This is a genomic window from Streptomyces sp. B5E4 (genome assembly GCF_039871555.1).
In the GTDB taxonomy this organism is placed as follows: domain Bacteria; phylum Actinomycetota; class Actinomycetes; order Streptomycetales; family Streptomycetaceae; genus Streptomyces.
Genome location: NZ_JBDPMI010000026.1, coordinates 22,748 through 35,224 on the forward strand (window position 1 = coordinate 22,748; position 12,477 = coordinate 35,224).

Here is a 12,477-nt window from a genome sequence, read left to right on the forward strand (position 1 = left end):
TCAATTGTTCCTGAGGTCGTCGAGGATGTGCTTCACATCGTTGACGGGGATGGCGAAGCCGAGGCCGACGCTGCCCGCGGAGGAGCTGTCCTGCGGCGCGTACATGGCCGAGTTGATGCCGACGATCCGGCCGTTCATGTCGACGAGCGCGCCCCCGGAGTTGCCGGGGTTGAGCGAGGCGTCGGTCTGGATGGCCTGGTACGTGGTCGTCTGCGGCCCGAGCCGCCCGTTGTACTGGCCGCCGCCGAAGCCGAACGGCCACTGCTCGCCGCTCTGCGGCTGCTGCTGTTCCTTCTCGACGGTCACGTCTCGGTCGAGCGCGGAGACGATGCCGCTGGTGACGCTGCCGCTCAGGCCCTCGGGGGAGCCGATGGCGACGACCTCGTCGCCGACCCTCAGGGAGTCGGAGTCGCCGAGGACGGCGGGCTTGAGGCCGCTCTTGCCCTGCACCTGGAGGAGGGCCATGTCGAGGTCGGGGTCGGTGCCGACGACGTCGGCGGCGGCGGTGGACCCGTCGCTGAAGGTGACCTGGACCTGGTCGGCGCCGGAGACGACGTGGTTGTTGGTGAGGATCTCGCCGCTCTCGGTGACGATCACCCCGGATCCCGTCGACTGCCCGGCGGTCGAGGAGGACTGGATCTCCACGACGCTGGGGCTGACGGCGGCGGCCACGCCGGTGACGGAGCCGCTGTTCCCCGCGGAGACCTGGGTGCCGCTGGCGGGGCCGGCGGCGCTGGTGCTCGTGGCGGACGAATCGGTCAGCTCCCCGACGAGGGCGGCGCTGCCGCCCCCGACGACGGCCGCGACGAGCGCGGCGGCGGCGAGCAGCCCGAGGGGGCCCCTGGCGCGCCTGCGCCGCGGCGGGCCGGCGGAGGGCGGCGGCGGGGCGCCGAACCCGGCGTACCCGCCGCCGTGCGTCCCGGCGAGGGTCTGGGGGTGGCCCGCGGCGGCCCGGTCGGCGGGCAGGACCCCGTCACGGCCGGCGACGAAGGCGGGCTGGGTGCTGGTGCGGTATGTCTGCTCCGTCATGCCTTCGACGATCCCCGCGGATTCTGAGAGGCGTCTGAGACGGATGTAAGAAGTGGAGTAAAACCGCGTTTGCCCGATATAAAGCGGCTCTTCCTACTTCAGGTGGGGGCAACGGTCGCCAAGTGCTTGATCGATCTGGTGGAACACGCCGCCCTGGTCGATGCCTGGGGGAATGATCGCGGCTAGCGTGGAAAGCGAGGCTTCGAGGATCGCGGAGGCAGGGATTGGTTCCTGCCTCAGTCACGCCCGCGATGTCGCGAGGAGTCTGGTGTGCCGTGCGCCGTTGGTCGCCTCGTGGCGCCCTTTCGTGATCGTCGCTATGTGCCGCGGAGCATCTCCGCGAGTCGCGACAGCGTGCCCTCGTTGCGTTTGTAGTGGATCCACTTGCCGACCCGTGTGGCCTGTACCAGGCCTGCCCGCTCGAGGGTTGCCATGTACGAGGAGACTGTCGATTGCGCCAGCCCCGACTTGGCCTGCAGATGGCTGACGCAGACTCCGACCTCGTCCCGGTCGGCTATTGGCTCCCACTGAGCGAACTCGCGGTGAGGGTCCCGCAGCCAGTCCATGATTTGCAGCCGTGCAGGGTTCGCCAGCGCCTTCAAGGCCTCGACCGCAGCCAGAGGGGGCTCGTTCTCCGCGTCGCCTCCTGAGTTCGTTGCCTGTGACGTCGCCACGGTCGCCTCCTCGCCTCTCACGCACCATCGTATCTCGATGTGACGAACCGAGTTCGCCCCCAGCCACACATTGACACATCGCGATATCACGATATGATTGTTGCGTTCACGCCCCTCCGGTATCTGCCGCGCAACTGCCGTCCGCCGCGAACACCGGGGATACACAAGAGGAAGTACACGATGTCTGAGAGCAGCAAGCCGTTGATCGTCGTCGCGGGTGCCACTAGCAAGCAGGGAAGGAGCGTCGCCACCTCCTTGCTTGAGAGCGGCAGGTTCCGAGTGCGAGCCCTGACCCGGGACGCCGGCTCTGCCCAGGCCCGGAGCCTGGCAGGACTGGGAGCGGAGATCGCCGAGGTTCCTCTCGCGCTGGGTCACCAGCGCGAGCTCGTCGACGCGTTCAGATCGGCCGAGGGGGCCTTCCTGATGACCCCAGTCATCGCGCCGCCCTCCGAGGAGTTCCCTCTCGGGCGCCAACTTGCCGATGCAGCGGTCGAGGCCGGAGTGATACACGTCGTCTTCAGTGCTCTCGAGAACGTCGACGAGCGGTCCTCGGGCACCAAGTACGCCCCGCACTTCACGGACAAGGCGCTCATCGCGGAGTACATCCGGACTCTGCCGATCGCGCACACCTTCATCATGCTCTCGTTCTTCTACACCAACGCACTGGAGTACTACACCCCGCACATCGATGGTGACACGGTGCTCATGCCTTTCTACCTCCCCGAAGACTTCCGTGCCCCGTTCGTGGACCCACTCACCGCGACCGGGCCGGCCGCCCTCGAGGTGTTCTCCAACCCCGACACCTACCGCGGCGCCTGTCTGCCGGTCGTGGGGGACGTCATCTCCCCAGCCGAGATGGTCGAGGAGTTCTCCCGCGTCACCGGACTCAAAGCCGAGTACCGCAGCGCCTACTCTCGCGAAGACCTGCTGACCTACTTCCCCGCGCTGGGAGAGAACCCTCTGGTGGTCGACGAAACCCTCGGCATGGCCCAGTACGCGGTCGACCTCGGATACTTCCGAGACGACCGCGACACGACGTGGAGCCGGCGCATCGATCCCAACACGCTGAGCTGGGAACAGTTCCTCCGCAAGACCGGCTGGCATGGCCAGCCGGTCACCTTTGGTCACTAGACCCATCGCCGACGAGATCAGACACGCGCCATTCGGGAAGGCCTCGACGTTGTCTGAGCCCGTGGCACGTGCCGCTGCGCGCTGCCATCACGCCAACACCTACTGCGTGAACTGCGACCTGCTCGTCGGTCTCGACGATCTCCACGTGATTGACGTCGACCGGGGTGATGGCGACCGATTGACTGTTCGGGTCGAGTCGGCGCGGATGGTGATGGGCTGCCGGACCTGCGGCGCGATCGCTCACTCCCACGGTCGACGTTGAGGTGGTCCTAATCGACGCACCTTGCTTCGACCGGCCCGTGAAGATCGTGTGGCGCAAGCGGACCTGGCGCTGTGTCGAACCGGCCTGCCCGGTCGGCACGTTCACCGAGCAGAACCATACGGTGGCCGAGCCGCGGGCGCTGCTCACCGTGCGGGCGTGCTGGTGGGCGATCCGACAATTGCGGCGTGAGCACGCCTCCGTGCGCGGGATCGCCCGCCAGCTCGGCACGACATGGAACACGGTGTGGACCTCGATCCGTCCCCTGCTCAAGGCGATGGCCGATGACGACACGCGGTTCGACGGGGTCACCCGGCTCGGGGTCGATGAGCATGTCTGGCGCCATGTCAGCGAACGACCCATCGACCAAGGGGGTCGCGGGCCGAAGACGCTGACCGGGATGGTCAACCTGACCACCGACGCGAAGGGAAGGACACGAGCCCGGCTGCTCGACCTCGTCCCGGGCCGGTCCGGGCAGGCCTACGCCGACTGGCTCGAAGAACGCGGACCGGGCTTCCGTGACGGGATCAAGGAAGCGACCTTGGACCCGTTCCGCGGCTACAAGAACGCCATTGATGACAAGCTCGAGGATGCGACTGCGGTCCTGGATGCGTTCCACGTCGTCAAGCTCGGTTCCGCGGCCGTCGACGAGGTCCGTCGTCGCGTCCAGCAACAGATCCATGGCCACCGGGGCAGGAAGGGCGACCTGCTCTACGGCATCCGCACCATCTTGCGCTGCGGGGTCGAGAAACTCACCGACCGACAACGAGCGCGACTCGACCTCACGATCGCCGCTGACGAACGCCACGACGAGGTTCTCGTCGCCTGGCTCTGCGCCCAGCAACTGCGAGCCGCCTACCAGGCCGACGGTCCTGCCGAGGGACGCAAGATCGCCGAGAAGGTCCTCGCTACCTTCCCGACGTGCCCGATCAAGGAGATCAAGCGACTCGGCAAGACGCTGCAGCAATGGCGCGAAGCCTTCCTCGCCTACTTCGACACCGGCCGCGCCAACAACGGCGGCACAGAGGCCATCAACGGACTCATCGAACTCCAACGCCGCATCGCACGAGGCTTCCGCAACCGCGATCACTACCGACTACGCATGCTGCTCATCGGAGGCGGACTCACCAGCCCCCACCTGAAGTAGGAAGAGCCTATAAAGCCGAGGGGTGGGGCCGGAGGCGCGGCGGTACTACGGTGGCCGTTGTGGCGCCGCGTTGCTCCTCACCGGATCCGGACAGCCCGCCAGCCCCGAGGGGGAGGTGCCGTGCTGGCACTGATCATCTCCGCGTTCGCCGTTCTGGTATCGCTCGGCTCGTTCATCCTCGCCTACATGTCCGACCGTCGCTCTCACATGCCCGTCCTGCAGTTCATGTGGGAGAGCGCGCAGACGGACGACGCCGAACCGAAGTGGTGGCTCATGAACGTGGGCCGGGGCCCGGCCACCAACGTCGTGGTCGCCCAGACGGTGCGCACCTCGCTCACGCGCGGCCTGAACCGCGAGGTCTGGTACAACCCGGTGCTCGTACCGTCGATCCCCGCGGACGGAAAGCTGGCCCTCACCTGGCTCGGCGGCACCATGGGACTCGACTGCGGCCTGGGGTCGAGCTACACGGACGGGCACCGGTGCTTCTACACGACCAAGTGCGGAGACGACGTGAACATGGTCTATGTCGGCCTGCACATACCGCGATGGCCGCTGCTGAAGCTCCACGGACGGAAGGCGGTCAAGACCTGGTGGGGAGTGGAGGACCTGTCGGGCCCTCGGTGGTCACCCGCTACGGACGGCCACGTCAGAAGGCGATGGTGGCTCCCGGCCCGCTTCGGCCTGAGCCGCCGCCTCGGCGGCTGGGCCGATCCGGTGAGGTCGTACAGACCGCCCCCGGCGGGTGCCCATCCGGACTGAGCGCTACGTCTGCGGGAACTCCCCGCGTCTGACAGCTGCAACGAAGTCGGCCCACGCGGCAGCGCTGACAGCGAGGACGCCGCTCCCGGGGTCCTTGCTGTCTCGGACGCTGATCGCGGTCGCGCCTCGACGTATCTCGACGCAGTTGCCGGACTCACCGCTGTAGCTGGACCGGCGCCACGCAACGCTGCCGTGCTCCAGTGACCGCATAAGCCGACGACTGGCCCCACCCCCGCATCGCGGGCGAGGACGACGAGAGCGGGCGCGGGCTGGCGCTCGTGGACGCGCTTGCGGACGACTGGGGTACCCATCGGCGGGCCAACGGCATCGGGAAGTGCGTGTGGGTGCGGCTCCGGCTGCCGCCGGACCGGCGCCCCGCCCCCGCTACGGGCAGCCGCAGGAGCGGCGGGTGACCAGGTGGGAGGGGAACTGCTTCAGGCGTTCGCGGCGGGTGGCCAGGGGGGTCTCGTCCAGGACCAGGTCGACCGCCGCGCGGGCCATCGCCGGGCGGTCCGAGGCGACCGTCGTCAGGGGCGGGTCCGTGAGACCCGCCTCCTTGACGTTGTCGAAGGCCGCCACCGCCAGCTCGCCCGGGACGTCGATGCGCAGTTCGCGGGCCGCACGGAGCAGGCCGATGGCCTGGTCGTCGGTGGCGCAGAAGAGGGCCGGGGGGCGGTCCGGGCCGGAGAGGAGCTTGAGGCCGACCTGGTAGGCGTCATAGCGGTTGTACGGGGACTGGAAGAGCCGGCCCTCCGTCGAGCGGCCCGCCGCGCGCATCGCGATGCGCCAGCCCTCCACGTGGTCGGTGACCGGGTCGCCCGTCGTCGGGGTCGTCTCGACGCCGCCCAGGCAGGCCACGTACGCGTGGCCGTGGTCCAGCAGGTGGCTGGTCGCCAGCCGCGCGCCGCCGACGTCGTCCGTGACGACGACCAGGTCCTCCGGCTGGTCCCGGCGCTCGTGCATGAGCACCACCCGCGCGTCCCATGCGTCGATCTCCGCCGCCGCGGCCGCGCTGGGGCCCTGGCTGACGAGGATCAGGCCGGAGACGCGCATCCCGAGAAACGCCCGCAGATAGTGGACCTCGCGGTCGTCGAGATAGTCGGAGTTGCCGACGAGCACCATCTTGCCGCGCTCGGACGCCGCCTGCTCCACCGCGTGCGCCATCTCGCCGAAGAACGGCTGCCGCGCGTCCGGCACGATCATGCCGATGAGGTCCGTCCGCCGCGAGGCCATGGCCTGCGCCACGCGGTCCGGGCGGTAGCCCAACTCCTTTATCGCGGCGAGCACCCGCTCCCGGGTGGCCGGGGCGACCGGCCGGGGTCCGTTGTTGATGACGTAGCTCACGACCGCGGTCGAGGTCCCCGCCAGCCGTGCCACGTCGTCCCGCGTCACCTTGGCCACGGCGCAAGTCTACGCGTGATGACTCCCCGCACTACCCCGCCTCTGTGATGCCCTGGCCACCGCCTGGGGGCTTACCTACGCGCGGTGGCGCGCCTCGTGCGCCGCGCCCTTCTGCTCCTGCTTCTCGGCCTTCTTCTCCGCCTTCTCCGGCACGACGAAGCGGTAGCCCACGTTCCGTACCGTGCCGATCAACGACTCGTGCTCGGGACCGAGCTTCGCCCGCAGCCGCCGGACGTGGACGTCGACGGTGCGGGTGCCGCCGAAGTAGTCGTAGCCCCAGACCTCCTGGAGCAACTGGGCCCGGGTGAACACCCGCCCCGGGTGCTGCGCCAGGTACTTCAGCAGCTCGAACTCCTTGAAGGTCAGGTCCAGCACCCGTCCCTTCAGCTTCGCGCTGTACGTGGCCTCGTCCACCGTCAGATCGCCGTTGCGGATCTCGGTGGGGCTCTCGTCGGCGGGCAGCTGCTGCCGGCCGAGCGCGAGCCGCAGCCGCGCCTCCACCTCCGCCGGACCGGCGGTGTCCAGCAGGACGTCGTCCACGCCCCACTCGGCGGTGACGGCGGCGAGCCCGCCCTCCGTGACGACGAGGATCAGCGGACAGCCGGGGCCCGTGGAGCGCAGGAGCTGACACAGGCTGCGTACCTGCGGCAGGTCGCGGCGGCCGTCGATGAGGATGACGTCGGCGCCCGGGGTGTCGATCAGTGCGGGGCCCTCGGCGGGGGCCACGCGCACGTTGTGGAGCAGCAGCCCGAGCGCGGGGAGCACCTCGGCGGAGGGCTGCAGGGCGTTGGTCAGAAGCAGCAGAGAACTCACGGGCGCACCTCCCGGCGGGGGACGGCGGTGCTCGCGGTCGTCTCGGTCTCGGCTCTGCCTCTGCGTTTGCCCATGTGATCGGCCTCCTCAGAAGGTGGCATGTAAGCACGAAAGGACCCGGGGGCAACCTTGCCCGGGTCCTTCACACGTCAGAATAGCCCACATGAGCTCCACCTCCGCGGCCTCGTCCGGCCGACGAGACGCCGCACCCGGTCCTGCCGCACCCGCCCCGCCCGGTTCCCGTACGGCGCTGCTGCGCGCGGCGGACGGGGTGCCGATCGAGGCGGCGTACGCTCCGGGGCCGCGCCCCGGCGCCCCGGCGATCGTGGTGGCGCACGGCTTCACGGGCGCGCTGGAGCGGCCGGCGATCCGGCGGGCGGCTGCGGTGTTCACGCAGCGTGCGGCGGTGGTGACGTTCTCGTTCCGGGGCCACGGCGGCTCCGGCGGGCGGTCGACGGTCGGGGACCGGGAGGTGCTGGACCTGGCGGCGGCGGTGGCGTGGGCCCGGTCGCTGGGGCACGCCCGGGTGGCGACGGTGGGGTTCTCGATGGGCGGCTCGGTGGTGCTGCGCCACGGCGCGCTGTATCGCCCGGAGGCGCGTGGGAACGAACGGGAGCGTGGGGGGCGCGAGGGGCGCACGGGGGCGTACGGAACGGCCGCGACGGGGGGAGCCGGGGGCGCGGCCGACCGGGGAGCGGACGGCCCGGTGGCACTCGGCTCGGGTACGGACGGCTCGGTGGCGCTCGGCGCCCACGCACTCGGCGCCGGCGCGATCCCCACGGGCACGGTCCCGTACGCCGACGCGATCGTGTCCGTCAGCTCGCCGGCCCGCTGGTACTACCGCGGCACGGCGCCGATGCGGCGGCTGCACTGGATAGTGGAACGCCGTACGGGCCGCGCGGTCTCCCGCCTCGCCCTGAAGACCCGCATCCACCACCGCTGCTGGAACCCCGAACCCCTCTCCCCCACGGCGGCGGTCCCGCTGATCGCCCCGGCCCCCCTCCTCATCGTCCACGGCACCCGGGACACGTACTTCCCCGTGGACCACCCCGAGGCCCTCGCCGCGGCGGCGGAGCCGGGCGGGGCGGAGCTGTGGCTGGAGGAGGACTTCGGCCACGCGGAGAACGCGGCAAGCGAGGACTTGCTGGAGCGGATCGCGGCGTGGGCGGCCGAGGCGGTCAGCGGACGTAGTTCTTGAGTTCCCCGGTGTCGAGTTCGATCCCCGCCGGCTGGGGGAGGACGCACAACGGGCTCTCGCTCCGCAAGCACTGGTGCGCCAGCCACGCGATGATCTCGCATCGGTCTCCGTCGGCCGCCGGCTTCACGCTGATCTTCCCGTTGAGGAACTCAAATCTGACCGCCTTGTCCGTCACCTGGCAGGCGAACCGTGCGATCTCCTCGAACTCCTCGACCGTCGCCTGCGACGACAGTGCTCCCTTGACGCTCACGCTGCCAGTCTCACCCAGCCGGACCAGGCAGATCATCGGTCCGGGACGGAGTCCACCCGCACGGGTGACCTAGATCGTTTCTGCCACCGGCTCCGCGAACTGGGCCTGGTACAGCCGCGCGTACGCGCCCTGCGCCGCCAGCAGTTCCTCGTGCGTGCCCTGTTCCACGATGCTGCCCGACTCCATCACCAGGATCACGTCCGCGTCGCGGATCGTGGAGAGGCGGTGGGCGATCACGAAGCTCGTACGGCCCGTGCGGAGTTCCGCCATCGCGTGCTGGATCAGGACCTCCGTGCGGGTGTCCACCGAGCTGGTCGCCTCGTCCAGGACCAGGATCGCCGGTTCCGCGAGGAACGCGCGGGCGATGGTGACGAGCTGCTTCTCGCCCGCCGAGACGCCCGTGCCCTCCTCGTCGATCACCGTGTCGTAGCCGTCCGGGAGCGTACGGACGAAGCGGTCGACGTGGGTGGCCCTCGCGGCGGCGACGATCTTCTCCTGCGGGGTGCCCGCCGGCGCGCCGTACGCGATGTTCTCCGCGATCGTGCCGCCGAACAGCCATGTGTCCTGCAGCACCATCCCGATCTGCGCCCGCAGTTCCTCGCGGCTCATCTCCGCCACGTTCACGCCGTCGAGCAGGATCCGGCCGCCGGCCACCTCGTAGAACCGCATCAGCAGGTTCACTAGCGTCGTCTTCCCCGCCCCCGTCGGGCCGACGATCGCCACCGTCTGGCCCGGGCGCACCGTCAGCGACAGGTCCTCGATCAGCGGTTTCTCCGGCTCGTACGCGAACGAGACGCCCTCGAACGCCACCTCGCCCCGCACCGGCTCCGCCGGGCGGGCGGGGGTCGCCGCGTCCGGCTCCTGCTCGTCCGCGTCGAGCAGCTCGAAGACCCGCTCCGCCGAGGCGACGCCCGACTGCACCAGGTTCGCCATGGACGCGATCTGCCCCAGCGGCTGGCTGAACTGCCGCGAGTACTGCACGAACGCCTGCACGTCGCCGATCGACAGCGCGCCCGAGGCGACCCGCAGGCCGCCGACGACGGCGACCAGCACGTAGTTGAGGTTGCCTATGCACATCATCGCCGGCTGGATCAGCCCCGAGATGAACTGCGCCCGGTAGCCGGCCCGGAACAGCTCGTCGTTCTCCTCGCGGAAGGTCTCGGCGGCCTCCTCCCGGCGGCCGAAGACCTGGACCAGCGAGTGCCCGGTGTACATCTCCTCGATGTGCGCGTTCAGCTTGCCCGTGGACGCCCACTGCGCCACGAACTGCGGCTGCGCGCGCTTGCCGACCCGGGTCGCCACCGTGATCGACAGCGGCACGGTCACCAGCGCGACCAGCGCCAGCAGCGGCGAGATCCAGAACATCACCGCCAGCACCCCGGCGATCGTCAGCAGCGACGTCACGATCTGGCTCATGGTCTGCTGCAGCGACTGCCCGACGTTGTCGATGTCGTTGGTCGTACGGGAGAGGATCTCGCCGCGCTGGTGGCGGTCGAAGTACAACAGCGGCAGCCGCGACAGCTTGGCCTCCACGTCCTCGCGCAGCCGGAAGACCGCCCGCTGCACGACCACGGCCGTCAGCCGCGCCTGCGCGAGCCCGAGCCCCCAGGCGGCGACGTACACAAGGGCCGCCCACAGCAGCGTCCGGCCGACCGCGTCGAAGTCGATGCCGTCGGTGGCGCGGGCGGAGCCGGTGTCGACGCGGTCGCCGTAGACGCCGGCGACGACGAGGTCGGTGGCGTGGCCGAGGAGCTTCGGGCCCGCGACGGTGAGCGCGACGCTGGCGGCGCCGAGGACGAGGATGACGCGGATCAGGGTGCGGTCGGGGCGCAGGGTGCGCAGGAGGCGGACGGCGGAGCCGCGGAAGTCGAGGGAGCGCTCGACGGGCGGGCCGCTGAACATGCGCATGGGCCCGCCGCCGGGCCGCGGGCCGGGCGGCGACGGCTGCCGCTGTTTCCCGGGTTCCTTCGCCGGCGCACTCATGCCGCCGCCTCTTTCTCGGTGAGCTGGGAGAGCACGATCTCGCGGTACGTCTCGTTCGCCGCCATCAGCTCCGCGTGCGTGCCCGCGCCCGCCACCCGGCCCTCGTCCAGGACCACTATCCGGTCCGCGTCCCGGATCGTGGCGACCCGCTGGGCGACGATCACGACCGTCGCGTCCCCGAGCCGGCGCGCGAGGGCCGCGCGCAGGGCGGCGTCCGTGGCGTAGTCGAGGGCGGAGAAGGAGTCGTCGAAGAGGTAGATGTCGGGCCGGTGCACCAGCGCGCGGGCGATCGCGAGCCGCTGCCGCTGGCCGCCGGAGACGTTCGAGCCGCCCTGCGCGACGGCCGCGTCGAGGCCGCCGTCCATGGCGCGGACGAAGTCCGCCGCCTGCGCGGTGCGCAGCGCGTCCCACAGCTCGTCCTCGGTGGCGTCCGGTTTTCCGTAGCGGAGGTTCGAGGCGACGGTGCCGCTGAAGAGGTACGGCTTCTGCGGTACGTAGCCGATGGCCAGCGCCAGCGCCGCCGGATCCAGGTCCCGTACGTCCACGCCGCCCACCGCGACGCTGCCCGCGGTGGCGTCGAAGAGCCGGGGCACGAGGGCCAGCAGCGTCGACTTGCCGCTGCCGGTGCTGCCGATGACCGCCGTCGTCCGCCCCGGACGTGCCACCAGGTCGACGTCTTTCAGCACCGGCTCCTCGGCGCCCGGGTAGCGGAACTCGACGCCGCGGACGTCGAGCCGCCCCCGCTCGCGGGGCTCGGCCGCCGCGGGCACCGGGGCCGCGGGCGGGACCACCGACGACTCGGTGTCCAGCACCTCCTGGATCCGCTCGGCGCAGACCTCCGCGCGCGGGATCATCATGAACATGAAGGTGGCCATCATGACGCTGCTGAGGATGTACATCAGGTAGGAGAGGAACGCCGTCAGCGCGCCGACGTCCATGGCGCCGCTGTCGATCCGCCCGGCCGCGAACCAGACGACGGCGACACTGGAGAGGTTCACCGCGAGCATCGGGGTCGGGAACAGCAGCGCCAGCAGCCGCCCGGCCCGTACGCCCACGTCCCTCAGGTCGTCGTTCGCCTTGCCGAAGCGGCGCCGCTCGTGCTCGTCGCGGACGAAGGCGCGGATGACGCGGATGCCGGTGATCTGCTCGCGCAGGATGCGGTTCACCTCGTCGATGCGCTTCTGCATGCTGCGGAACAGCGGGCGCATGCGGCGCACGATCAGCGCCACGACGACGCCCACCGCCGGCACGACGACGAGCAGCAGGGACGTCAGCGGCACGTCCTGGTTGAGCGCCATGACGACGCCGCCGACGCACATGATCGGCGCCGCGACCATCATCGTGAACGTCATCAGGGCGAGCATCTGGATCTGCTGCACGTCGTTCATGGTGCGCGTGATGAGGGACGGGGCGCCGAAGCGGGCCATCTCGCGTGCGGAGAAGGTCTGCACGCGGTCGAAGACGGAGGCGCGCATGTCGCGGCCGAGGGCGGTGGCCGTACGGGCCCCGAGGAACACGGCGCCGCCGGCCGCGCAGAGCTGCACCAGGCTGAAGGCGATCATCCAGCCGCCGGTGCGCAGGATGTAGCCGTTGTCGCCGGGGATGACGCCGTGGTCGATGATGTCGGCGTTGAGCGTGGGGAGGTAGAGCGTCGTCACGGTCGCGACGAGCTGCAGCGCCACGATCCAGCCGAGGTCCCGGCGGTAGGGGCGCAGGTGAGCGCGGAGGATTCGGGCGAGCACGTCCGCAGCGTACGTCGAAGGTTGCCCGGGGCGACGAGAATTTCGCCAGGGGCATGATGGGGGGCGTACGCGCCGCGGGTCCGCGGTACGC

At 70.5% G+C, this 12,477-nt stretch carries 12 protein-coding genes; 4 read left to right on the forward strand and 8 right to left on the reverse strand.

Translation table 11 applies throughout. The features are described 5' to 3' along the window. Both ABGA99_RS27180 and ABGA99_RS27185 read right to left on the reverse strand, forming a co-directional pair. Positions 1-1,029 (reverse strand): trypsin-like peptidase domain-containing protein, encoded by a 1,029-nt coding sequence (locus ABGA99_RS27180; RefSeq protein ID WP_347575220.1) that lies wholly within the window; start codon positions 1,027-1,029, stop codon positions 1-3. A 317-nt stretch (positions 1,030-1,346) separates the two neighbouring features. Then, positions 1,347-1,595 (reverse strand): helix-turn-helix domain-containing protein, encoded by a 249-nt coding sequence (locus ABGA99_RS27185; RefSeq protein WP_347583660.1) that lies wholly within the window; start codon positions 1,593-1,595, stop codon positions 1,347-1,349. A 288-nt stretch (positions 1,596-1,883) separates the two neighbouring features. Between ABGA99_RS27185 and ABGA99_RS27190 the strand changes: the two genes are divergently transcribed. The 3 genes from ABGA99_RS27190 to ABGA99_RS27200 all read left to right on the forward strand — a co-directional run bounded on the left by ABGA99_RS27190 (position 1,884) and on the right by ABGA99_RS27200 (position 4,999). Further along, the gene (locus tag ABGA99_RS27190; RefSeq protein WP_347575221.1) at positions 1,884-2,834 is read left to right on the forward strand and encodes an NmrA/HSCARG family protein; all 951 of its coding nucleotides are present in this window, start codon (positions 1,884-1,886) and stop codon (positions 2,832-2,834) included. Between the two features lie 263 nt (positions 2,835-3,097). Next, positions 3,098-4,240, forward strand: coding sequence for an ISL3 family transposase (locus tag ABGA99_RS27195; protein WP_347575222.1), 1,143 nt, complete (start codon positions 3,098-3,100; stop codon positions 4,238-4,240). 120 nt (positions 4,241-4,360) lie between these two features. Next, positions 4,361-4,999: a hypothetical protein gene (locus tag ABGA99_RS27200; RefSeq protein WP_347575223.1), complete on the forward strand. Its 639-nt coding sequence runs from the start codon at positions 4,361-4,363 to the stop codon at positions 4,997-4,999. A 3-nt stretch (positions 5,000-5,002) separates the two neighbouring features. Here the strand turns inward: ABGA99_RS27200 and ABGA99_RS27205 are convergent, their stop codons facing one another. From ABGA99_RS27205 to ABGA99_RS27215, 3 genes are all read right to left on the reverse strand, one after another. After that, positions 5,003-5,209: a DUF397 domain-containing protein gene (locus tag ABGA99_RS27205; protein WP_347575224.1), complete on the reverse strand. Its 207-nt coding sequence runs from the start codon at positions 5,207-5,209 to the stop codon at positions 5,003-5,005. Between the two features lie 174 nt (positions 5,210-5,383). Then, the gene (locus tag ABGA99_RS27210) at positions 5,384-6,400 is read right to left on the reverse strand and encodes a LacI family DNA-binding transcriptional regulator (protein ID WP_347575225.1); all 1,017 of its coding nucleotides are present in this window, start codon (positions 6,398-6,400) and stop codon (positions 5,384-5,386) included. Between the two features lie 75 nt (positions 6,401-6,475). Then, on the reverse strand, positions 6,476-7,213 hold the full coding sequence (locus ABGA99_RS27215) for a response regulator transcription factor (RefSeq protein WP_347575226.1): 738 nt from the start codon (positions 7,211-7,213) through the stop codon (positions 6,476-6,478). A gap of 163 nt (positions 7,214-7,376) precedes the next feature. On the opposite strand from ABGA99_RS27215, the gene ABGA99_RS27220 reads away from it, so the two are divergent. Next, on the forward strand, positions 7,377-8,411 hold the full coding sequence (locus ABGA99_RS27220) for an alpha/beta fold hydrolase (RefSeq protein ID WP_347583634.1): 1,035 nt from the start codon (positions 7,377-7,379) through the stop codon (positions 8,409-8,411). Here the strand turns inward: ABGA99_RS27220 and ABGA99_RS27225 are convergent. From ABGA99_RS27225 to ABGA99_RS27235, 3 genes are all read right to left on the reverse strand, one after another. Beyond that, complete coding sequence (locus tag ABGA99_RS27225) at positions 8,392-8,661, reverse strand: hypothetical protein (protein WP_347575228.1); 270 nt, start codon at positions 8,659-8,661, stop codon at positions 8,392-8,394. The genes ABGA99_RS27220 and ABGA99_RS27225 overlap by 20 nt on opposite strands. 69 nt (positions 8,662-8,730) lie before the next feature. Further along, complete coding sequence (locus ABGA99_RS27230; protein WP_347583661.1) at positions 8,731-10,569, reverse strand: ABC transporter ATP-binding protein; 1,839 nt, start codon at positions 10,567-10,569, stop codon at positions 8,731-8,733. Positions 10,570-10,640: 71 nt separating this feature from the next. Next, positions 10,641-12,386, reverse strand: a complete 1,746-nt coding sequence (locus ABGA99_RS27235) for an ABC transporter ATP-binding protein (protein WP_347575229.1) — start codon at positions 12,384-12,386, stop codon at positions 10,641-10,643. Positions 12,387-12,477 lie beyond the last annotated feature (91 nt).

Bases quoted from the DNA above. Each gene is read 5' to 3' on its own strand.
- ABGA99_RS27180 (WP_347575220.1), bottom strand. From the start codon at position 1,029: ATGACGGAGCAGACATACCGCACCAGCACCCAGCCCGCCTTCGTCGCC.
- ABGA99_RS27185 (WP_347583660.1), bottom strand. From the start codon at position 1,595: ATGGACTGGCTGCGGGACCCTCACCGCGAGTTCGCTCAGTGGGAGCCA.
- ABGA99_RS27190 (WP_347575221.1), top strand. From the start codon at position 1,884: ATGTCTGAGAGCAGCAAGCCGTTGATCGTCGTCGCGGGTGCCACTAGC.
- ABGA99_RS27205 (WP_347575224.1), bottom strand. From the start codon at position 5,209: ATGCGGTCACTGGAGCACGGCAGCGTTGCGTGGCGCCGGTCCAGCTAC.
- ABGA99_RS27220 (WP_347583634.1), top strand. From the start codon at position 7,377: ATGAGCTCCACCTCCGCGGCCTCGTCCGGCCGACGAGACGCCGCACCC.
- ABGA99_RS27230 (WP_347583661.1), bottom strand. From the start codon at position 10,569: ATGCGCATGTTCAGCGGCCCGCCCGTCGAGCGCTCCCTCGACTTCCGC.